Source organism: Pseudoalteromonas sp. SIMBA_162 (assembly GCF_046535955.1).
Classification (GTDB): domain Bacteria; phylum Pseudomonadota; class Gammaproteobacteria; order Enterobacterales; family Alteromonadaceae; genus Pseudoalteromonas; species Pseudoalteromonas marina.
In genome coordinates this window covers 100,617-122,033 of record NZ_JAWJBQ010000016.1, presented here as the reverse complement: position 1 = coordinate 122,033, position 21,417 = coordinate 100,617, and the positions used below count along the sequence as shown (strand labels likewise).

The window sequence follows — 21,417 nt, the reverse complement described above, 5'->3', positions numbered from 1 at the left end:
TTGGGATATCGCCAAGCGGTAAGGCACCAGGTTTTGATCCTGGCATTCCCAGGTTCAAATCCTGGTATCCCAGCCAATTTTCTAACCGTTCTCCTTTGTACTATCTAAAATAAATTCTATTATCCAATAGATCATCTTCTATAAAATCTATCCAACTAATTCAATATTTTAAGATCAGTCGCTAAACACCTCGTGATATAAATGTACTGAAGCTGATTGAAAAAATAATATGTTTAATAATTTAATTCTGTAAATAAAAACACTGCTGATTCATAGTGAAAATTGAGTTACTTAGTCGTTTTATTAAAAATCTCAATACTACTAACATCAAGTTTAGTCTCATAAATTTTATTACGCATTGCTATTACTACATAATGCTTTAGCTGCCTTTATTTAAGTATTTCTCTATAAAGCGCTCTAAAGGTAGTGGCTTGCTAAAATAATAGCCTTGAAGGAATTCACAATTCATTGATTTAAGTACTTCTTGTAGCTCCTTCGTTTCGATTCCTTCTGCAACCACATTACAATTGAGCCGATGTGCTAAAAATAACGTCGATTCTACAATTGCATAATCAGCTATCTTAGTAAGCATATTATTAATGAAAGACCGATCTATTTTAATTTGATTTATAGGTAGCTCTCGCAGTAAAGATAAGGAAGAAAACCCGGTACCAAAGTCATCTACACTAAATTCAAATCCACGACTGTTAAGTTTATACATCATTGCTCGAGCAGCCTCCAAATCAGTCATCATTGCACCTTCTGTAATTTCAAAAACAATGTAGTTACTTAACGTAGGGTCTTCTTTAAGGAGCTCTTCTATAAACTCCACAAAACTCTCACTTTCAAGGTCTCGTGTTGATAAATTCACGTGCATGGTGCCAGTAAAACCTAACGATTTTAGACGCTGTAAATTTTTTATTGTTTCAATTACAACCCATTGAGTGATATTAAGAATCATCCCCGTACGCTCAGCCACTTTGATAAATTGATCAGGAGTAATAAACGAACCGTCCTTCTGCGGCCACCTAATTAATACTTCTGCGCCATGTATTTCGTCAAAACGAGTGCAAAATATTGGCTGAAAATAAAGCTCAAACTCATGGTTTATAAGAGCGTTTTTTATTTTTGTAGTCATATCAAGAAAGTTATCAGCCCTTTCACTCAATCCTTCAAAATAATTAACAAATAATTGCTGTGTGCTTTTAGCTTCAAGTAAAGCTAAATCTGCATTTTTAAATAACTCATTGGCATAAAACGCATCTTGAGGATATGAGCTAACGCCGACTTTTAGCTTTAACCATACTTTTTGCGCACTAATGAAAAAAGGCTCTTCAACAGAGCCCTTTATAACGTCTATACAATCATAAATATCTTGCTCATTTGCTGAATCTAAAATTAACGCAAATTCATCACCGCCAATTCGGTGCAGTTCACCTATGTTTAATAAATTTAGATTTAACGTTTTGGAGAATATGCACAACAATTCATCTCCTAAGCTATTACCGTAGAGCTCATTTACACGTTTAAAATTACTTAAATCAAATAAAAATAAACTAAATGGTTGCTCATTATTAATATGCTGAATCAATAGATTAAAAAAACATTTGCGATTAGGGAGGCTTGTTAAGCTGTCATGCTCTGCTAGGAATCGTTGATGATTTTCAGATTTCTCTATTTCTAAAATGCTTTTTAAGCTAAGGCGCATTATTAGAAATACAAAAATCCCCCCTCCTAATAAAATGAGTGAGATACTAATTAAGACCAAGTTATCTAAAGTGTTATTTGCAAAGTAATGTAATATCCAACAATACCCAAAAATAAATAAGACAACTAAAGCAAGAAGTAAACTCCATGCCATATTTTTAGTCTTTTTGCATATTGTTATTATTGGCTGAATGCTAAAACCTAAAAGCAAAATACCTAATAAGATTACAATTAAAAAACTTTCCATAGGCCCTCAAGCTAAAGACTTCTTATTACTTGAGTATGGCAAATATACGTAAAAGGGAAATAAAATTAGGATTAAGAGCTTTAAAATAACTTTTAAGCTCTCATTTTAAGGGCTGAATAGTCAAAGGATTACAAATTGGTTTAATGAGTAAAATACATATCTTAAATGTAAACGCATATTCTTAGCTAAATTCACCGCTAATTGCGTACTTTAATACCCAGTTTTTTACCACCCCAGTATTGTTAGCTATTTTTAAAAATTGGCTACGCGCCCATTTTAGTGGCGCTATTTGGTTTGAAAAACCAAAATAGCAGGCATCCATCATACTCATCATTAATAAGTTAGCTTTTCGGCGGGCGCGTTCGTACTCTTGCAGCTTTAACGCACATCCTACGTCGGTTGCATCATTTAATAGAGTGGCTAAAGCGACCACGTCCTGGAAACCCAAGTTAACGCCCTGCCCAGCCAGTGGGTTAATAGTGTGCGCAGCATCGCCTATTAACACCAAACGACCACAAGAATAATTATTAGCATGTTGACGAGTAATTGGAAACACTGCATGACTTTGCACTTCAAAATCGCCTGCAAGGCCTGGGAACTTAGCCAAAATATGACTTTTTAATTGTGCTCCATCTAATCCTTTAAATGTGTTTAATGTGTTGGCATCGTCGTACCAAATTAAATTAGCGTAAGGTGCTTGCATAGGTAAAAAAGCCAACGGGCCTGATGGCGTGAATTGCTGCCATGTCTTTATTTGTTGAGGTGCGTCCAACTTAATAAGTACGCCCATACATTGCTGCTGGTACTGCCAACCGGTTACACCAATATTTGCTTTAGTTCGTAATTGCGATTGTCCGCCATCGGCTGCAACCACTAAGCCGGCGGTATAGCGTTGCTCGCCATATACCAAGGTAATCGAATCGGCATTTTGTTCAATTTTACTAACAATCTGTTTTTGCTCGATGACTTCAATATCGTATTGCTCAAACTGCATCCATAAACTGGCTTGTATTAAACTGTTTTCGATTAAGTGGCCCAAATGCGTGGTATTAATGTCGGCGCAATCAAATAACAATTTATCGTCGCCGCGCTCAAAAGCTTCTAACTGTTGGTATGGTGCAATCCGGCCATTTCTTAAAATGGGCATAGCCCCTAAACCATCGAGTAACTTTTCAGAAAAACGATTAATAGCCGATACTCTTATATCAACGTTGTCATTACTCAAAACATGAGGCGGATCAATTAGGTGTTTTTCGATAATGCGCACTGACTTTCCCTGTTGTGCTAACTTTATTGCCATTGCCGCACCAACCATGCCGCCGCCAACCACTATCACATTATTTTGAGTCATGTTTTTCATCATTTTGTTAATACGTTAATCTATTTTAATTGTACCGTAACTCGCCGCTATAGTGCGAGAGTATATAACTATCAAGCTATTAAACTCGTCTGAGTTTGATTTGAGATCACAAACATGAAAACTATACTTGGATCTGGGCGGGTATCCAGCTAAAATACGCGTCCTTTAAGTGAGCAAGCTTGCTCCTTAATTCTGTTTCAAGCACATATTTGTGCCATTATCGAATTGAACACGAGGCTAAATTTCAATGAGCAAAAAGCTGCATATCAAAACCTGGGGTTGTCAGATGAACGAATACGACTCTCAGAAAATGGCTGAACTATTAGATGCCACCAATGGCTACCAGCTAACTGAAGATGCAACAGATGCCGACGTAATCTTACTTAACACCTGTTCAATTCGTGAAAAAGCACAAGAAAAAGTATTTCACCAATTAGGCCGTTGGAAGTTGTTAAAAGACGACAAGCCTGAGCTAATTATTGGTGTAGGTGGCTGTGTTGCCTCTCAAGAAGGTGATTCTATTCGCCAGCGAGCTCCATTTGTAGATGTTATTTTTGGCCCACAAACACTGCACCGTTTACCTGAAATGATTAAGCAAGTGCAAGGTAATAAAGGTTCGTCAGTTGTTGATATTTCGTTCCCAGAAATTGAAAAGTTTGACCGCCTACCTGAGCCAAAAGCTGAGGGCCCTTCTGCGTTTGTATCAATAATGGAAGGGTGTTCTAAGTATTGTACCTTTTGTGTTGTACCTTATACTCGTGGCGAAGAAGTTAGCCGCCCAGTTGATGACGTGCTCCTTGAAGTGGCACAACTTGCAGAGCAAGGCGTGCGTGAAGTAAATCTATTAGGGCAAAATGTAAACGCATACCGTGGTGATACTCACGATGGCGACATTTGTTACTTCTCAGATTTAATTCGATTAATTGCTGCAATTGATGGTATTGACCGTATTCGTTATACAACATCGCACCCAGTAGAATTTACACCAGATATTATTGATGCATATGCTGACGTACCAGAGCTTGTAGATCACTTACACTTACCGGTACAAAGTGGCTCTGACCGTATACTAAACCTAATGAAACGCGGCCATACAGCACTTGAATACAAATCAACAATTAGAAAGCTGCGTAAAATTCGCCCTAACTTAAGCATGTCGTCAGATTTCATCATCGGTTTCCCAGGTGAGAGTAAAGCTGATTTTGAAGCCACTATGAACCTTATCAACGATATTGGGTTTGATATGAGCTTTAGCTTTATTTATAGCGCACGCCCTGGTACACCTGCGGCAGATTTACCAGACGACGTAACTGAGCAAGAGAAAAAAGAACGCTTATACCTGTTACAGAACCGTATTACACAAATGGCACAGCACATTAGCCGCCAAATGTTTGATACAGAACAGCGTATTTTGGTTGAAGGTCCATCGAAAAAGAATCCAATGGAATTACGCGGTCGTACCGAAAATAACCGTGTTGTTAACTTTGTTGGTCCACATTCGGTGATCGGCCAGTTCGTTGACGTACGTATTACTGAAGCGCTGCCTAACTCTTTACGTGGTGACTTAATTCGTACAGAATCAGAAATGAACTTACGACGCGATATCGCTCCATCAGCTATTTTAACCAAAGCAGCAAGCAGTGAGCCAAAACCAGAGACTGTTAACGAAATTGGCGTAGCTACTTTCGTTCCTTAGTCAATACACCTAGCGCCAGTAAATACTGGCGCCGTTCTATAGGAAGCAATTTTGAGTAATCAGTTAAAAACATTAGAGATTTATTTAGAACCTGCCGATAACAAACGCCTTTCTTCTTTATGTGGCCCGTTTGACGAAAACATCAAACAAATTGAACGCCGCCTAGCTGTTGAAATTATTCACCGCGACAACTTTTTTAAAGTAACGGGAAAGCTACTCAATAGTGCCTCTGCGGTCGAAATCTTAAAAAATCTATATGTTGATACTCAACCTGTGCGCGGTGTTATTGGTGAAATAGAACCTGATAATGTTCACTTGGCAATTACCGAATCTAAAGCCCTAGAGCAAGATGCTTCAAGCAGTGCATACGGCAAAGAAATGGTTATAAAAACCCGCCGTGGTGTTATTAAGCCTCGCAACGACAACCAAGGCCTTTACGTTGCCAATATATTAAACCACGACATTACTTTTGGTATAGGCCCTGCTGGTACAGGTAAAACCTATCTAGCAGTAGCTGCCGCAGTTGATGCTCTTGAACGACAAGAAATTCGTCGTATTTTGTTAACGCGTCCCGCTGTAGAAGCTGGTGAAAAGCTTGGTTTTTTACCTGGTGATTTAAGCCAAAAAATTGACCCATACCTGCGCCCGCTTTACGATGCGCTATTCGAAATGCTCGGTTTTGAAAAAGTCGAAAAGCTAATAGAAAAAAACATCATTGAAGTTGCCCCCCTTGCCTATATGCGTGGTCGTACATTAAACGATGCGTTTATTATTTTAGATGAAAGTCAAAATACCACAGCAGAACAAATGAAAATGTTTTTAACCCGTATAGGGTTTAATTCAAAAGCGGTGATCACTGGTGATATAACCCAAGTTGATTTACCGCGCGGCACACGCTCTGGCCTACGCCATGCTATTGAAGTGCTCGATAGCGTAGATGAAATTAGTTTTAATTACTTCAAAGCACACGATGTAGTGCGCCACCCTGTTGTTGCGCGTATTGTTGAAGCCTACGAGCGTAACGATGAGAGCGAGCGTTTGAAGCGAATTGAAAAGCAAAAAGCAAAAGACGAGCTAGCTGCTCAACTTAACTCTACTACTAAAGAGTAATACTTTGACAACCGAACTTGATTTACAAATAGCCTGTGAGTTTGACAACCTCCCTAGTGAAGCCCAATTTGCATTATGGGCTGATAAAGCGTTAAGCCAATATCGTGATGAGTCTGAACTCACCATAGTAATTAGCGACGAAGCGCAATCACAACAGCTTAATAACGACTACCGGGGTAAAAACAAACCCACTAACGTATTGTCGTTTGAATTTGAAGCGCCACCAGGAATAGAGCTTCCCCTTGTTGGTGACTTAGTTATTTGCCCAGCCATTGTATTGGCTGAAGCAGTGGAGCAAGAGAAGTCATTTCATGACCACTTTGCCCACATGGTCATTCATGGGTGCTTGCATTTACTTGGATTTGACCATATAAAGAGTGAAGACGCTTTGCAAATGGAAAGCATCGAAAAGCAATTACTTGCAGAGCTAAATATAGCAGACCCATACCGGGACGAAATTTAAATTAACGGAGCAATTAGACGCAATGAGCGACGGTAACTCGCAATCTAGCCAGGGTTCTTCTGGCAAAACGTGGTTGGGTAGAATAACCCAAATGCTGCAAGGGGAACCCCAGAATAGAGAAGAGCTGGTCGAAGTGATTGCCGATGCGCAAGAACGAGACGTAATCGATCCAGAAACAAAAGAAATGATTGAAGGTGTGCTTAGTGTATCTGAGCTTAAAGTGCGAGACATAATGATCCCGCGCTCACAAATGGTCACTCTTGAGATCGACAGCCCGCTTGAAGAGCTAATACCCATGATGGTTGACTCAACTCACTCACGCTTCCCTGTGGTGATTGAAGACAAAGATCACGTAGAAGGTTTTTTACTTGCTAAAGATTTGCTCCCGCTTATCTTAAATAAAGACGAGCATTTACCTTCAATACGCGATTATTTACGCCCTGCCATGGTCGTACCTGAGAGCAAACGTGTTGACACCCTGCTTAATGAATTTCGTCAGCAACGCTATCATATGGCTGTCGTTATTGATGAATACGGCGGCGTATCGGGACTCGTTACAATTGAAGATATTCTTGAAACCATTGTTGGGGAAATAGAAGACGAGCACGACGAAGAAGAAGAACAACAAGACATTCGTCAACTTGCAAAACACGTTCATGTTGTTCAGGCCTTAACGCCAGTAGATGACTTTAACGAGCACTTCAGCACAGGATATAGCACAGAAGAAGCCGACACTATTGGTGGCACCGTTTTACATGCATTTGGCCATATGCCTAGCCGTGGTGAAACAATAGACATAGATGGTTACCAATTTAAAGTAACCAATGCCGACAATCGTCGTATCTTGCAACTGCAAGTCACCGTTCCTAAGGCTGATGACACCGACAGTGAAGAAACTGCTAACTAGACTGACCCTATTAGCAAAAGATATAAAATCATGGCTCGCATTTATTGCGGGCCTTATTTTAACTTTTAGCTACTCCCCTTTTGAAATTTGGCCAATTGCATTTATTAGTATTGCAGCTGTCATTTTTTGTATTAATCCAAACAATACCGGAAAAGCCCATGCGAAGAGTGCCGCTAAATATGGTTTTATATTTGGTTTAGGCTGGTTTGGTGCAGGTATTAGTTGGGTACACGTGTCTATAGCTACCTTTGGCGGTATGCCGCTTGTAGCCTCTTTTTCGTTAATGGCACTATTGTGCGGCTACTTAGCGCTTTATCCCGCCTTAGCGTTCTACTTAACAACTCGTTTTGCCACCAGCCCAAATAGCTTTGGTTTACTGCTTATTAGCTTTTTTGCTTTTAGTGAATATTTACGGGGGGTGGTCCTTACCGGATTTCCGTGGTTAAGTTTTGGGTATACCCAAACCGATGGACCATTAAATATACTGGCCCCTTACATTGGTGAATTTGGACTGACCTTAGTGTGTATTGCCATTGGCTTTGCACTGTACCGATTAACACAAAAAGACATAAAGACCCCGCTGGTTACGCTCACTGTATTTACTGTTTTGTGTATTGGTTCGCGTGTAACAAACACCGTTGAGTACTCAGGTAAATCAATGTCGACTTTACTAGTACAAGGGAATATAAAGCAGCACCTTCGCTTTGAGCCTAGCGAGTTTTGGACCACCATGAGCAAATACCAAGACATGACTCGCCCACATTGGGATGCTGATTTAATTGTTTGGCCTGAAGCCGCAGTTCCTGAAATAGAAGCCCTTGCCGACAGCTACTTAGCTGGGCTAGATAGCGCAGCCTCATTTAATGAAACCGCCCTTATAACGGGCATTGTCGACTACCAAATCGATACTAAAACCATATTTAATACACTTATAGTGCTGGGTAATAAAGAGCGCGGCGACGAGCACGGCCATTATGAATACCTCGGTAAAAATCGCTATCAAAAACACCAGTTACTACCGATTGGAGAATTTGTACCGTTTCAAGATATTCTGCGCCCAATCGCGCCTTTGTTTGATTTACCTATGTCGTCGTTTACGCGTGGCGACAGAATACAAAACAACTTGCGCGCCAATGGCTTTAATCTGCTCCCTGCTATTTGCTTCGAAATAGTATTTGCCGATTTAGTACGTGGCAATTATAAAACTAACTCAGATATATTATTTACTGTCAGTAACGACGCGTGGTTTGGTCAATCAATTGGGCCATTGCAACACATGCAAATTGCCCGCATGCGTGCCCTTGAGTTACAACGCCCGCTGGTACGTGTTACCAACAACGGTGTAAGCGCCGTATACGACCCGCTAAGCAATACACAACAAACCATGCCACAGTTTGAAGCCGCTGTATTAAAAGCCGATGTAAAACTGATACAAGGTAATAGTGTGTATAGCCAATATGGCAATGTGTTTGTATGGGGAATTGTGACGTTACTGGGGATTGGTGGAATTGGGGTAAGGTTTAGAAATTAATATAAGCGTAATAGCTGTCAGTAGTCAGCCATCATTTTTGATCTATAAATAAACCAACAACTCCTTCAATCCATAATACCAGCTAAGTGCTGCAACGGTACCGTGTGTTTCGTTTTCAAAATAACGCTGTTTCACTGTTAATTTTTTACTTGGGTGATTCCTTAATTTATCTGCAAACGCCAATCCCCACTGATAATTTGTTTTACCTATATCACCAAATGCTGTTGCGTTATTCGCAAAGGTAAAATACACATCTCCTGACATCTGTTTGTTTTCAAGTTGGTTATTTTTAAAATAACGGTTTAAATAATTATTATCCCAAATGTAGGTAGCATCAATTATTAAGTAATCTGTAAATAATGTGTGATTAGTCAACAGTACGTAACTTGCAAACAAGCCACCAAAAGACTCACCAATTAATACCCGTTTAGTTGATGTGCGGTAATTTTGATTAATCAGTGGAATAAGTTCTTTTTCAAAAAATGCACTGTAGTTTGCGGCATTGCCGATATTTTCAAACCTTTCTAATAATTTTCCGTTAAACGTCCAGTCAACATTGGTTGGAGTAAAGTCGCGCTCTCTTATTGCGTTTTGGCTGTTAGGAATAGCTACAATAATTGCTTGCTGTATTTGCTGCTCTAAACGCTCTGTACTTAACGCTTCCACCAGCCCTGCAACTGCTTTTAAATGTGTGCTATCACCATCAAGTAAGTAAACTACAGGGTATGTTTTATCAGTATTTTGGCTATAACTAGGTGGTAAGTAAACGCTATAAAATCGCCTCTCTTTTAAAATTCGAGACTCAATATGGTTATTCTTTGCTAACACAACCGACTCGGAAGCACTTGCACTGATTGCAAAAAATAAAGTGATAATCGTCAACATTAAAAACTTCACTAGCGTACCTATTACCTATAACTATTAATTATTTAGCTTTTACGGTTTCTTCTATTGTTTCTATATTCACAATTTGCTTCACGCTACCTTGTATAACCACAGTCGCTGATATTTTATCTTGAATGGCTTGCCTGTTTGGGTCCCAATATACTTGTAAAAAGCCTAGTAACCCAGTGGCAAAACCCGCGCCATAACCACCGTAGCGGCCAAAGCAATCAAGCAAACCAAGTGGTTCGCCATTTAAGGCAACAACACGTATATTACACACCTTCTTACCGGGAGTTTGGCCACGCCAAAGTAATGAAAATAGCGTAAAGTAAACAGCAGCCCACCCAAAACCTAAGCCTAAGTCTTGAATAATACCTTTGCCCCACTGCAAAATACTGTTTGTAGTTGTTTGCGCAGGTTTTTCTTCTATTAACTGTGCAGGCTTTATTTCGTTATTTTCACTGAGCACTAATAATTGTAAAAGCGCTCTAGCAAGTTGTGGGCTTTGAAGGTCGTCCATTTCTGCTAACTTGGGTACTTGCCCTATTAAATTATCAAGCGCATTTTGTTGGCAAGATTGCTCACACCTTTCGTCTTCTACTTTAATTAAATAGGCATTTACTCGGTGTTTTTCTGACTCAGTAAGCTGTATTTCGTCTTCTATTTTTACACCTTGAATAACTGAGCCGATTTCACTGTTATCGCCTTCTAAGTAGTCTATACCAATTGAAAGCACCGCAAGAGCGCTTACAAATAAAATACCGGCGGCTACTATTTTTAATATTCTTCGCCATACACTCGACATTTTAGGAAGATATTGCTGCGCAGTACCTTTATAAAAAGCCATAGCAGCAACAAACGCAATTAAGGTGGCGCTAAGCTTTGCAGCTACAAATATTAGGGCAACATCTATTACTATTGCTAAAGCTCGTTTAAGAGGTGTTGCTAGAGGTATGCCTAACAGAGCGTTATCAACCTTAAATGCATAAGGGGTAATGACTTCTCTAGTTTCGGTTTTAGATAATTCTAATTGTTCTATTTCTTTTGCTTTCATTTTAATTCTTGTTATTAAAATAGGTAACGCGTTTAACTTACGCGCTTTTTATTTTTTGCTCAAGATTAACTCTGCTTTATTTTGAAGAAAACCGAACTCACAAATACTAAAGCTTACAACCGTTTACAAATATAAAGTTAACATAATTTACAAAAGTAACTATTAAACATATATTGGTGCTGAAACTGCTTTCACATTAAAAATTAAATATATGGAGTATATTTTGAAGTTATTAACTAACATGTTTTTCTTGTTTTCGGTCCTTATTTTGAGTGGCTGTGCCCACCAAATAAGTTTAAATCCAGACACTGAAAAACTTCAGGTTACAGAAAATAAATCAGCATCAGTTGTAGGTTATTATATTTCTGAAGATGATATAAAAAAACAAGTAAAAACACCTGGCGGGGGTGGCGATAATGTTAGTTACAAACCTTATAAAGACACAGAAGCTGCGCTGTATACTGTACTTTCTAATAAATTTGAAAACGTCTATAAGCTTGAATCATTAACTGATAGTACATTTTTGAAAGATAAAAAAATTGAGTATGTATTCATACCGACAATAACCACGCAATCTAGCTCAGATAGCTTATTCACATGGCCTCCTACAGAATTTACCTTCACACTAAACTGTAAAACTTTAAATAACAATGGTGATATAGTATGGAATAGTGAAGTTAAAGGTTTTGGCAAAGCTGAATTTGATGAGTTTAAAAATAATTTTTCTTTATCTGCAAAACGTGCAACGGAAGAAGCATTTAACAAACTAATTGTAGAACTTGATCAATCAAATTTATAAATAAGGACAGAAATAAAATGAAGTATAAAAGTTCACTAGGTTTAATCGCGGCTTTATTTTTAAGTGCATGTACCATTCAAGTTCCACCTTACAGTGCAGATATCAGCAACGTTTCTAAACTAAAAGAAGAGACTAAGACACCCATCTCAGTCGGAAAAATTGAATCTGAAAAAAAATTAAATAAGATATCACTTCGAGGCTCTCCTCTTGTTTCATCTGTAGGCAACAGCTATGGAGAATATATCGAGAGCGCTTTAATAAAAGAATTAAAACTGGCTAAACTTTGGTCTGGTGTTGCTAAAAAGCAAGTGACTGGCAAGGTTATTGATCAAGATATTGATGTAACAGGGTTCTCAGAGGGGAATTCATTTATAAAAGTAAATTTTGTTGTTTCAGAAGACGATGCAATTTTATTTGAGAAAGTAATTTCAGCTGAACATAATTTCGACTCTTCATTTATCGGAGCAATTGCAATCCCAAACGGTCAACGAAGCTATGTAGAGCTTGTTCAAAAATTACTTAAGAATTTGTATTCTGACGAAGAGTTTATTACTGCAATTAAGTAAGCACTCTCTCTGCAGTTAAAAGAAATAAGGAGCTGTAACATACAGCTCCTTATTTATATAAATTTAATTTGTAACTGGATAATCGGAGGTGACTAAAAACGCAAGCCAAAACCACCACGTTACAAAAGGCACAAACCGAGCTTAAAAAAGCCCCTGTAAAAACCTGTTAAACCCGAGTCAGCTGCGCCTTCAGAGCCTCCAAAAAAATCTTCTCAAACATTTAAAAAGCTAAATCCATATGCGCCGCTATTTGGCTTACCTGTATATAATATGACTCATAAAGAAATTGTCTTCTTTGGTGGAGATAAAAGCTCTGAAAATGATGAGATAAACAATAAGCCCACTATTAAAACGCCAATAAAATCTGACAACTCAGAAGTTATTACCCAAAATACAACAGGCACACGACAATTAGAAAAATTTAACGGTAAATGCTATTTAATTGATACTTCAAGCTTATTTGAGAGTAATGACATGCCTCAAGGTAGCGGTAGGCCATGTCCTGAGGATAAAATTGATAAAGAAATTATGCTTGGATAAATCATGAAAAAATGGAGCCGTAAAAATAATTAGCTTTAAATAAGTGAACAATTTATATATGTGATCGTATTAGTTAATCAAAGCCTTTAGGAGCAACCCCAATGACTACTAAACAATTAGCCTCTCTTTTTATATTTAATACTTTGCTGCTAAGCACAGAGGTTAACGCCAATCAGCGTTGGTACGTTGTAAACGATTCGGTCATGGGGGGCGTGTCTAATAGCCAAGTAAGCCATACAAAAGAGGCATTGGTATTTGAAGGTAATGTATCGCTTAAAAATAACGGAGGGTTTGCTTCTATCCGCACTGAGCTCAACACACAGGGTCAAAACGCAAATACTATTAATTTACGTGTTAAAGGTGACGGTCAAACGTATCAACTAAGGCTGCGTACATCTAACTACCTTGATGGACCTGCGTATACACACTCATTTAAAACAATAGAAAATGAATGGACTAACATTAATTTTACCCCAAGCGATTTTACGCTTACTTTTCGTGGTCGTACGCTAATGCAGCAACCGGTGATTGATTTTAGTGATATTAGACAACTTGGTTTTATGATTGCAGGAAAACAGGCGGGAAAATTTAAGCTTGAAATAGCACACATTGAATTTGCAGGTTAGTACGTCATGCTCACTTTTAATCGGTTAAAAGTGAGCATACACAGTAACTTTACGACTCTATTGCAAGCAATTCTACTTCAAAAATAAGCAGTGATGCTGGTGGAATGCTCCCTACCCGCTTTTCGCCATAAGCCAATTGGTGCGGTATGTAAAACTGAAATTTGTCTCCCGGGCTCATTAACTGTAACCCCTCGGTCCACCCTTTAATTACTTGGTGTAAACCAAAGCTAATAGGTGACTTGCGCTCTACTGAGCTATCAAACACAGTACCGTCGATGAGTGTACCGTGGTAATGCACATTGACCATACTTGTTGGGCTTGGTGTGTTGCTGTTTTCTCCTTTGTGCAATACTTTATATTGCAAGCCAGATGCAGTTTCGAATACACCATCTACTTTAGCGTTTGCCACTAAATAGTCGCTTTCAATTTGCGCATTAGCAATGGCCTGTTGTTTGGCCTTTTTACTGTTTTTAAATATTAAAACGCACAAAATAGCGATCACAACCGCCAAAATAATATTGATCATAATTAGTTTTTCTCGTCTTCTAGTTTTTCGTTTTCTAGCTCGTCATCCGCATCGTCTTCATTATCGCCATTAACAATATCGGCAATCTCTTTTAAACGCGCAAGTGCGATGCCGTTTACTGAACTTTCAGGGTATACATCGTCGATGAGTTCGCCCGCTTCAATATCCATCAGTAAGTTTAGCGCCTGATCGACCGTCTCTACTGCGTAAATATTAAATTTGCCTTGCTCTACTGCATTGAGTATTTCGTCGTCTAAAACCAAATTAACTTGGTTTGACTTAGGAATAATAACGCCTTGCTCACCCGTTAAGCCGCGCATTTTACACAACTTAAAAAAGCCTTCTATCTTCTCGTTTACACCACCAATAGCTTGTACATCACCATGTTGGTTTATAGAGCCGGTAAGCGCAATTGATTGGCTTATTGGTAAGCTTGTAATAGCCGAAATTAACGCGCAAAGCTCAGCCAACGAGGCACTATCGCCGTCTATGTAGCCATAGCTTTGTTCTATTGCAATGTTTGCGCTGAGCGTAAGGCTAAACTGCTGGGCATATTTATTACCTAAATAACCAGTAAGTAACATCACGCCTTTAGAGTGAATGGCTTTACCCAGTTCCGCTTCACGTTCCACGTCTATTACGCCATCAGCGCCGGCGTATACCGTGGCAGTAATTCGCGCCGGTGTACCAAACGACGTATCACCAATGTGCAGTACCGTTAAGCCATTTACTTTACCAATGGCTTGTCCGGTTGTAGCAATTAACGTATGACCTTCTTTGATATCACTGAGCATATTTTCACTAATTTGACCGGTGCGGTATTGCTTACCCTCAATGGCTTCATCAATATGATGCGCATCAATAACCGTTAGCTTATCTTGTTTTGCGTAGTAACTTGCCTCAGCCACCAGCTCTAACACATCAGCAAAACGCGCTGACAGCTTATTATGATGCTCAGCTTGGCGATAACTAAATTTAAGCAATCTCACCATAGCGGCTTGCGTTGTAGTGCACTTAAGCGTTTTTTCGCAGTACTCTGTCACTTTAGTAATAAACTGATACTGTAACTTATCACTGCTTGGTAAGTAGTAATCAAAATCAGCTAGTACTCTGAATAGCTCAGCAAATTCCTCATCGTATTCACCTATGGTGTAATACAAATCGCGCGAGCCTAATAAAATAATTTTTACATCAAGTGGGATCAATTGCGGGCGAAGCGTAAAGCTCGTGCCTACTGTACTATCTTGATATGGTAAGTCATTTTTAATTTGGTGCATTTTCAGCGATAACTTTAGCCCATCCCACACCTGTGGGTTAGCCATTACTTTTTCAGCATCCATTATCAAATAACCGCCATTTGCACGGTGTAATGCACCGGGCTGAATTGAGCGGTAGCTGGTGATTAGTGTACCTTGTGAAGTGGCATACTCTATTTTGCCAAATAAATTACCAAAGGTAGGGTTAGGCTCGTACACCACGGGGGCTGCATCGTCTTCTTTAAACTCGACTAAAATATTGGGTGCAAAAAAGTCAGTGAGCATGCCTTTACGATCAAAGTCTTCTTTATTTTCTTCGTTTTCGTCTTCATCGTCTAGCCATTCAAGTACAGCATCTATAATTTCTACACGTATGTCTTTTAAATAGCGAAGCACGCCAATATGTGTGGCGTATTTATGTTCTAAATCTTTTAACAGTGGTTTAGTTGCTTGCTCAGCGGTCGACTTTTTAAGGTTGCGGAGTTTTTCTTTTGATTCACGTTTCCAACGCGGCAACTCTATCAGTGCTTCAATTAACGCATCTTCTAGTTTTTCTATTTTCTCAAAAAACGCTTCGCGAAGTTCATCTTCTAGTTCTGCAAACTCGCTATCACTCAACTGCTTGCCATCTATAAGTGGTGCAAAGCCCACTGAGCTTTTTTCTTCAACAAGTGCAACACTTTGCTCAAGCGCAGCCACTTCAACGGCAGTAATTGCACTGTCGTAAGCATCATTAAATTCACGATCAATTGATTTTTTCTTTCGCTGGTAAGCAGGGTTATCAAATGCGGCTGGAAACGTGTCGAGCACTTCGTCTAAAAACGAGTCTATATCGTCACTCAATTGTTTGCTTTGCCCTGCCTGCATAAACAATGCTATTGGCTCGCGATGGTCGTCGTAGTTATTAACATACAACCATTCGTTTGGGGTTACTCGGCCTTTGGCATGTTGCTTTAGTTTGTCCTTTACGAGTGTGTAACGCCCATGTGCGGCTTCGCCCATAACGTAAACATTATAACCTGGTAATTCCATCCCCAGCGAAAAGTCGAGCGCACTTTGTGCACGTTGTTGCCCAATAAAATTGAGTTGCTCTGGGTAGGGATTATTCATGCACGTCAGTACGTGATTAGCAGAAATACTAGGTGCAAGCGTTGATACAGATAGTGGCAGCAGTTTTTTCGTCATTCTAACTTCTTTATATACCAGCATAATCGCTGGCTTTTGGGCGTATTAAGTGGCCAGCAGCCACTTAATACATATGCTTAAGGGTGCAGTGCCTTACGACTAAAATAGATTCCATCACACTCAATACACGGTAAAATTTGTGTGGCGTGATAAACATCGTAACTATGAGTGCAATTCTTACATACTAATGTGCCCATGGCTATCCATTCACCTGCGTGATACACCCCATTATGTTTAAAATCTTGGTTTAAGGATTGCCATTCCAGCTGAGTTTTGTCTTCTATATGTGAAAGTTCAAACCATAAAGACTCTTTAAGCTCTTGCCATGCAAGCGAATTATAGTGGGAATCGTTCTCGCTAAGGTGCTCTATGTCACGTTTTAAGTAGTTGCGGTAAAGCTGATACTTTTCCTCACCTAAATTTTTAAGTGCTTGCTCTGATTCAACAAAACGAGTTACCGCATCTTTTACCTCGTGATCTTTGATGTCTTTTAGCCACGCGCTTAAATCACTAAGCCATGCTTTATAATCTGCCATAATGTACTCCTTCAAAATTGCTAATAAACGAGTTGGGTTGACGCAATATTTATGAATCTTTGCTCAGGCCACTAAGTGACATTTTATAATGTGATTAGAAAACCCTAAACTGAGCAAATTTCAATCTACACAGGTCAACACGCCTGACGTTTAACATAGATAAGTATAGGTTAACCTGACATGAAAGTTACAATTTAGCAAAACGGTGTTTTTGACGCTGTGAATAGTGCTTTATTTGGGTTATCCTATCGGCAATTTTTTATTAGTTTGCAAGAAGTCTGGAATCGTAGATGCAAGAGCAATATAACCCGCAAGATATAGAGTCAAAAGTACAAAGCTACTGGGAAGAAAACCAAGTATTTAAAGTCACTGAAGATGAGAGCAAAGAAAAATATTACTGTCTTTCTATGTTCCCTTACCCGAGTGGTCGACTGCATATGGGTCATGTGCGTAACTACACCATTGGTGATGTTGTTTCTCGTTTCCAGCGCCTGCAAGGCAAAAACGTAATGCAACCTATGGGTTGGGATGCGTTTGGTTTACCAGCAGAAAACGCCGCTATTAAAAATAAAACAGCGCCTGCAAAGTGGACTTACGAAAACATTGATTACATGCGTAACCAACTTAAGCAATTAGGTTTTGGTTACGATTGGGATCGTGAAATTGCAACGTGTCACCCAGAGTACTATAAGTGGGAGCAGTGGTTTTTTACTAAGCTTTACGAAAAAGGCTTAGTGTACAAAAAAATGTCGACCGTAAACTGGGATCCGGTTGATCAAACTGTACTGGCTAACGAACAAGTTATTGACGGTCGCGGTTGGCGCTCTGGCGCTGTGGTTGAGCAAAAAGAAATTCCACAGTGGTTTATTAAGATTACCGACTACGCACAAGAGCTTTTAGACGATTTAGACAAATTAGAAGACTGGCCTGAGCAAGTTAAAACCATGCAGCGCAATTGGATTGGCCGCTCTGAAGGTTTAGACATTGAATTTACGCGTACTGATAACAACGAAAAGTTTAGCGTATACACCACTCGCCCAGATACTTTTATGGGTGTAACTTATCTCGCCGTTGCCGGTGGCCACCCTATTGCCCAAGAAGCAGCTAAAAACAGCGATGCGATTGCAATGTTTGTTGAAGAATGCAAAAACACCAAAGTAGCCGAAGCAGATATGGCAACAATGGAGAAAAAAGGCATTGCAACAGGCTTTTACGCAACTCACCCATTAACAGGCGAGCAAGTGCCTATTTGGGTGGCTAACTTTGTGCTTATGCATTACGGCTCAGGCGCGGTAATGGCAGTACCTGCCCACGACCAACGTGACTTTGAGTTTGCAAATGCATACGGCCTAGATATTAAACAAGTTATTGCGCCAGCTGAAGGCTCAGACCTTGAAGTAAACCTAGAGCAAGAAGCATTCACCGAAAAAGGTGTATTAGTAAACTCTGGCGAATTTGACGGATTAGACTTTTCAGCAGCGTTTAATGCGATTGCCGACAAACTAGAAGCACTAGGCGTGGGTGAGCGTAAAGTAAACTTCCGTTTACGTGACTGGGGTGTTAGCCGCCAACGTTATTGGGGCTCTCCAATTCCAATGCTGAGCGACGAAAACGGCAACGAGCTTGCTGCAACAGAAGATATGTTACCCGTTCGCTTACCAGAAGACGTGGTAATGAATGGTGTAACATCACCAATAAAAGCAGACCCTGAGTGGGCTAAAACCACAGTAAACGGCGTACCTGCTACTCACGAAACTGACACCTTCGATACTTTTATGGAATCGTCTTGGTATTACGCACGTTACTGTAGCCCACGTTACGACGAAGGCATGTTAGACCCAGCAGCCGCTAACTATTGGTTACCTGTAAACCAATACATAGGTGGTATTGAACACGCAATTTTACACTTATTGTACTCACGCTTTTTCCATAAACTATTGCGCGACTTTGGTTTAGTAAATTCAGACGAGCCATTTGACCGCTTACTATGTCAAGGCATGGTATTGGCTGAAACGTTCTATCGTAAAGATGAGAAAGGTGGTGATATTTGGATTTCACCAAGTGATGTTGAAACAGAAACTGACGAAAAAGGTCGAGTTACTAAAGCATGGCACAAGGAAGATGGCGAACCAGTATTTTCTTCAGGCATGAGCAAAATGTCTAAGTCTAAAAATAACGGTATAGACCCACAACAAGTAATTGCCCAATACGGTGCTGATACAGTGCGTTTATTCATGATGTTTACTGCACCACCAGAACAAACACTTGAATGGTCAGACTCTGGCGTTGAAGGCGCACACAGATTCTTAAAACGTGTATGGAAATACGCAGTAGACGTGAAAGCAGCAGGTTACCAAGCACTTGAAAAGTCTGCGCTTACTAACCCACAAAAAGTACTTCGTCGCGAATTACACAAAGCCATTGCAAAGGTAAGCGATGATGTTGAACGCCGTCAAACGTTTAACACGGCAATTGCTGCCATCATGGAGCTGTCTAATAAGTTAATTAAAGCGCCACTTAATGATGCACAAGACATTGCCATTGCAAACGAGGCACTTGAAGCGTTAATCATTATGCTTGCCCCTATTACGCCGCATTTATCTCATGAGTTGTGGGAAGAACTAGGTAAAGACGGTGATATTTTAGATGCAGCATGGCCAATAGTTGACGAATCAGCCTTGGTTGAAGATGAAAAGCTCATCATCGTTCAAGTAAACGGTAAACTTCGCGCTAAGCTAACTGTGGCAGCAGATGCAACACAAGAACAAGTAGAAACACTTGCCTTTGCAGAAGCAAACGTAACTAAGTTTACTGATGGTAAGACCATTAGTAAGATCATTTACGTGCCAGGTAAACTACTCAACGTGGTTGCTAACTAATATGGCTGTATTTAAGGCCATTAAAAACGGGCTAGCCTTAGCGCTAGTCTGTTTTTTGTTATCTAGTTGTGGGTTTCACTTAAAGCAAGCGTCAAGCCTGCCTGATAATCTAAAACTCATTACGCTTATTGGTGATGACGAAAAATCAGCTTTATTTGAACAGCTACAAAAAGAGCTGTTAGCAAGTGAAGTTGAACTTACCTCTTCATCTAAAAACGTAGCGCAGCTGTATTTACGTAAAGAAACCATAGAACGCCAAACGTTGTCGTTATTTAAAAATGGCCAGGTTGCTGAATATGAACTTGCCTATGGCGTTTCATATGTTCTAAAACACCCCAATAAAGATGCTATAGAAAAACGCTTTGAGCTTTATAGAAATTATCAAGACGACCCCGATAACGCACTTGCCAAAGCCAAAGAGCTAGAGCTGCTAATTAACGAAATTCGTAAGCAAGCAAGTCGCCGTATTGTTAGAGAGCTGTCGCAACTGTAATGCGCTGTTACGCTAATCAATTACCTAACGAGTTAAACAAAGGCTTAAAACCTTTTTACCTAGTTTTTGGTGAAGAGCCTTTTCAAGAAGCACAGTGTGTTCAGCTAATACGCGATACCGCCAAAGCACAAGGCTTTGATGAAGTAATTAAATTTACTTTAATGCAAGGATTTGATTGGCAAGAAATAATAGCGCAATATCTAAGCATGTCGTTATTTAGTGCACGCACTATTATTGAATTTGATCTAAACCAGCAAAAGCCCGGTGTAATTGGTAGTAATACCTTTAAGCGTGTCGTTGAGCTTGTTAACCCCGACACGATATTAATTATTAAAGGTGCAAAAGCGAGCCAAGAAGTTCAACGCGGTGCCTGGTTTAAAGCGCTCGACAAACAAGGTGTATTTGTACCTTGTTACCCACTGACTGGCTCGCACGTAAAACGATGGCTTGATGAGCAATGTCAACGCTTGGCTCTTAACATGCAAAATGATGCCAAATTAAGCCTTATCAATGCTACAGAAGGTAACCTTCTAGCGTGTTTTCAGGAACTTGAAAAGCTCTCCTTACTGCATGGCAACGCACTTATTACCCAGCAATTGGTTATGCAAGGGCTATTAAATCAAGCCAAATTTGATATTTTTGATTTAAGCGATGCCTTATTAAATGGTCATGCCAAGCAAGCCATTAAAGTTTTGAACAAACTAGCCAGTGACAACACTGAAGTTGTGAGTATATTGTGGGCGATTACAAAAGAGCTCAACACCTTGATGAATGTGCAATTGGGATTGTTAAATGGTGAGCCAATCGCCAGCTTATTTAAACAAAATGCCATTTGGAAAAATCAGCAAGGGCCGGTGCAAAATGCCGTTAATCGCCTAAATATTACTGTACTTGAGCAAATTAATAGTGACATTGCTTTATTTGATGCAAGCTATAAACAAGGCAACTTAATTGCTCCTTATCAGGCACTTGCACATATTTGTATTAAGTTTTGTCAACCGCTCGATATTCCTATGCCGTGTCACAGCCTTAATTAGTTGCTTAACCTGTT

General features: G+C 39.7%; 19 protein-coding genes and 1 tRNA gene. 13 read left to right on the top strand and 7 right to left on the bottom strand.

Annotated elements, in window-relative coordinates; all coding sequences use genetic code 11:
- Window position 1 precedes the first annotated feature (1 nt).
- Window positions 2-76 (top strand) — tRNA-Gln (locus R0J88_RS12990).
- A gap of 303 nt (window positions 77-379) precedes the next feature.
- Here the strand turns inward: R0J88_RS12990 and R0J88_RS12985 are convergent.
- Both R0J88_RS12985 and R0J88_RS12980 read right to left on the bottom strand, forming a co-directional pair.
- On the bottom strand, window positions 380-1,954 hold the full coding sequence (locus tag R0J88_RS12985; RefSeq protein WP_410900120.1) for a putative bifunctional diguanylate cyclase/phosphodiesterase: 1,575 nt from the start codon (window positions 1,952-1,954) through the stop codon (window positions 380-382).
- 181 nt (window positions 1,955-2,135) lie between these two features.
- On the bottom strand, window positions 2,136-3,317 hold the full coding sequence (locus R0J88_RS12980; RefSeq protein WP_410900119.1) for an FAD-dependent monooxygenase: 1,182 nt from the start codon (window positions 3,315-3,317) through the stop codon (window positions 2,136-2,138).
- A 244-nt stretch (window positions 3,318-3,561) separates the two neighbouring features.
- Between R0J88_RS12980 and miaB the strand changes: the two genes are divergently transcribed.
- The 5 genes from miaB to lnt are packed head-to-tail and all read left to right on the top strand — an operon-like array spanning window position 3,562 to window position 9,021.
- On the top strand, window positions 3,562-5,010 hold the full coding sequence (gene miaB / locus R0J88_RS12975) for a tRNA (N6-isopentenyl adenosine(37)-C2)-methylthiotransferase MiaB (RefSeq protein ID WP_010556002.1): 1,449 nt from the start codon (window positions 3,562-3,564) through the stop codon (window positions 5,008-5,010).
- Between the two features lie 51 nt (window positions 5,011-5,061).
- Window positions 5,062-6,120: a PhoH family protein gene (locus R0J88_RS12970; RefSeq protein ID WP_006793414.1), complete on the top strand. Its 1,059-nt coding sequence runs from the start codon at window positions 5,062-5,064 to the stop codon at window positions 6,118-6,120.
- A 4-nt stretch (window positions 6,121-6,124) separates the two neighbouring features.
- Window positions 6,125-6,583 (top strand): rRNA maturation RNase YbeY, encoded by a 459-nt coding sequence (ybeY, locus tag R0J88_RS12965; protein ID WP_006793413.1) that lies wholly within the window; start codon window positions 6,125-6,127, stop codon window positions 6,581-6,583.
- A 22-nt stretch (window positions 6,584-6,605) separates the two neighbouring features.
- Window positions 6,606-7,490: a CNNM family magnesium/cobalt transport protein CorC gene (gene corC / locus R0J88_RS12960; protein WP_006793412.1), complete on the top strand. Its 885-nt coding sequence runs from the start codon at window positions 6,606-6,608 to the stop codon at window positions 7,488-7,490.
- Complete coding sequence (gene lnt / locus R0J88_RS12955) at window positions 7,471-9,021, top strand: apolipoprotein N-acyltransferase (protein ID WP_410900118.1); 1,551 nt, start codon at window positions 7,471-7,473, stop codon at window positions 9,019-9,021. The genes corC and lnt overlap by 20 nt, the downstream gene beginning before the upstream one ends.
- Window positions 9,022-9,063: 42 nt before the next feature.
- On the opposite strand, the gene R0J88_RS12950 is transcribed toward lnt, so the two are convergent.
- Window positions 9,064-9,906, bottom strand: coding sequence for an alpha/beta hydrolase (locus tag R0J88_RS12950; protein WP_410900122.1), 843 nt, complete (start codon window positions 9,904-9,906; stop codon window positions 9,064-9,066).
- A gap of 40 nt (window positions 9,907-9,946) precedes the next feature.
- On the bottom strand, window positions 9,947-10,960 hold the full coding sequence (locus R0J88_RS12945; RefSeq protein WP_410900117.1) for an RDD family protein: 1,014 nt from the start codon (window positions 10,958-10,960) through the stop codon (window positions 9,947-9,949).
- A gap of 223 nt (window positions 10,961-11,183) precedes the next feature.
- Between R0J88_RS12945 and R0J88_RS12940 the strand changes: the two genes are divergently transcribed.
- The 4 genes from R0J88_RS12940 to R0J88_RS12925 all read left to right on the top strand — a co-directional run bounded on the left by R0J88_RS12940 (window position 11,184) and on the right by R0J88_RS12925 (window position 13,491).
- Window positions 11,184-11,759 carry a hypothetical protein gene (locus R0J88_RS12940; protein ID WP_276755046.1) on the top strand — a complete coding sequence of 192 codons (576 nt, stop codon included), beginning with the start codon at window positions 11,184-11,186 and terminating at the stop codon, window positions 11,757-11,759.
- A gap of 17 nt (window positions 11,760-11,776) precedes the next feature.
- Window positions 11,777-12,325: a hypothetical protein gene (locus R0J88_RS12935; RefSeq protein ID WP_410900116.1), complete on the top strand. Its 549-nt coding sequence runs from the start codon at window positions 11,777-11,779 to the stop codon at window positions 12,323-12,325.
- 270 nt (window positions 12,326-12,595) lie between these two features.
- The gene (locus R0J88_RS12930; protein ID WP_276755044.1) at window positions 12,596-12,865 is read left to right on the top strand and encodes a hypothetical protein; all 270 of its coding nucleotides are present in this window, start codon (window positions 12,596-12,598) and stop codon (window positions 12,863-12,865) included.
- 101 nt (window positions 12,866-12,966) lie between these two features.
- Window positions 12,967-13,491, top strand: a complete 525-nt coding sequence (locus R0J88_RS12925; protein WP_410900115.1) for a CIA30 family protein — start codon at window positions 12,967-12,969, stop codon at window positions 13,489-13,491.
- A 49-nt stretch (window positions 13,492-13,540) separates the two neighbouring features.
- Here the strand turns inward: R0J88_RS12925 and R0J88_RS12920 are convergent, their stop codons facing one another.
- The 3 genes from R0J88_RS12920 to R0J88_RS12910 form a co-directional block, all read right to left on the bottom strand.
- Entirely contained in the window at window positions 13,541-14,017 is a 477-nt protein-coding gene (locus tag R0J88_RS12920) for an FKBP-type peptidyl-prolyl cis-trans isomerase (protein ID WP_410900114.1), read from the bottom strand.
- Window positions 14,018-14,019: 2 nt separating this feature from the next.
- Complete coding sequence (locus R0J88_RS12915) at window positions 14,020-16,458, bottom strand: Lon protease family protein (RefSeq protein ID WP_410900113.1); 2,439 nt, start codon at window positions 16,456-16,458, stop codon at window positions 14,020-14,022.
- Window positions 16,459-16,535: 77 nt separating this feature from the next.
- Window positions 16,536-16,994, bottom strand: coding sequence for a zinc ribbon-containing protein (locus tag R0J88_RS12910; protein ID WP_010555995.1), 459 nt, complete (start codon window positions 16,992-16,994; stop codon window positions 16,536-16,538).
- 290 nt (window positions 16,995-17,284) lie between these two features.
- Between R0J88_RS12910 and leuS the strand changes: the two genes are divergently transcribed.
- The 3 genes from leuS to holA are packed head-to-tail and all read left to right on the top strand — an operon-like array spanning window position 17,285 to window position 21,403.
- Window positions 17,285-19,873, top strand: a complete 2,589-nt coding sequence (leuS, locus tag R0J88_RS12905; RefSeq protein ID WP_410900112.1) for a leucine--tRNA ligase — start codon at window positions 17,285-17,287, stop codon at window positions 19,871-19,873.
- Between the two features lies 1 nt (window position 19,874).
- Entirely contained in the window at window positions 19,875-20,366 is a 492-nt protein-coding gene (lptE, locus tag R0J88_RS12900) for an LPS assembly lipoprotein LptE (RefSeq protein ID WP_006793400.1), read from the top strand.
- Window positions 20,366-21,403, top strand: a complete 1,038-nt coding sequence (gene holA, locus R0J88_RS12895) for a DNA polymerase III subunit delta (RefSeq protein WP_410900111.1) — start codon at window positions 20,366-20,368, stop codon at window positions 21,401-21,403. Before lptE ends, holA begins: the two co-directional genes overlap by 1 nt.
- Window positions 21,404-21,417: the final 14 nt, after the last annotated feature.

What these genes read in the sequence shown, in the direction of transcription:
- R0J88_RS12935 (WP_410900116.1), top strand. Translation starts at nt 11,777, where the DNA reads ATGAAGTATAAAAGTTCACTAGGTTTAATCGCGGCTTTATTTTTAAGT.
- leuS (WP_410900112.1), top strand. Translation starts at nt 17,285, where the DNA reads ATGCAAGAGCAATATAACCCGCAAGATATAGAGTCAAAAGTACAAAGC.
- corC (WP_006793412.1), top strand. Translation starts at nt 6,606, where the DNA reads ATGAGCGACGGTAACTCGCAATCTAGCCAGGGTTCTTCTGGCAAAACG.
- R0J88_RS12945 (WP_410900117.1), bottom strand. Translation starts at nt 10,960, where the DNA reads ATGAAAGCAAAAGAAATAGAACAATTAGAATTATCTAAAACCGAAACT.
- R0J88_RS12980 (WP_410900119.1), bottom strand. Translation starts at nt 3,317, where the DNA reads ATGATGAAAAACATGACTCAAAATAATGTGATAGTGGTTGGCGGCGGC.
- R0J88_RS12915 (WP_410900113.1), bottom strand. Translation starts at nt 16,458, where the DNA reads ATGACGAAAAAACTGCTGCCACTATCTGTATCAACGCTTGCACCTAGT.
- R0J88_RS12985 (WP_410900120.1), bottom strand. Translation starts at nt 1,954, where the DNA reads ATGGAAAGTTTTTTAATTGTAATCTTATTAGGTATTTTGCTTTTAGGT.
- R0J88_RS12920 (WP_410900114.1), bottom strand. Translation starts at nt 14,017, where the DNA reads ATGATCAATATTATTTTGGCGGTTGTGATCGCTATTTTGTGCGTTTTA.
- R0J88_RS12925 (WP_410900115.1), top strand. Translation starts at nt 12,967, where the DNA reads ATGACTACTAAACAATTAGCCTCTCTTTTTATATTTAATACTTTGCTG.
- holA (WP_410900111.1), top strand. Translation starts at nt 20,366, where the DNA reads ATGCGCTGTTACGCTAATCAATTACCTAACGAGTTAAACAAAGGCTTA.
- R0J88_RS12950 (WP_410900122.1), bottom strand. Translation starts at nt 9,906, where the DNA reads ATGTTGACGATTATCACTTTATTTTTTGCAATCAGTGCAAGTGCTTCC.
- R0J88_RS12910 (WP_010555995.1), bottom strand. Translation starts at nt 16,994, where the DNA reads ATGGCAGATTATAAAGCATGGCTTAGTGATTTAAGCGCGTGGCTAAAA.
- lptE (WP_006793400.1), top strand. Translation starts at nt 19,875, where the DNA reads ATGGCTGTATTTAAGGCCATTAAAAACGGGCTAGCCTTAGCGCTAGTC.
- R0J88_RS12930 (WP_276755044.1), top strand. Translation starts at nt 12,596, where the DNA reads ATGACTCATAAAGAAATTGTCTTCTTTGGTGGAGATAAAAGCTCTGAA.
- miaB (WP_010556002.1), top strand. Translation starts at nt 3,562, where the DNA reads ATGAGCAAAAAGCTGCATATCAAAACCTGGGGTTGTCAGATGAACGAA.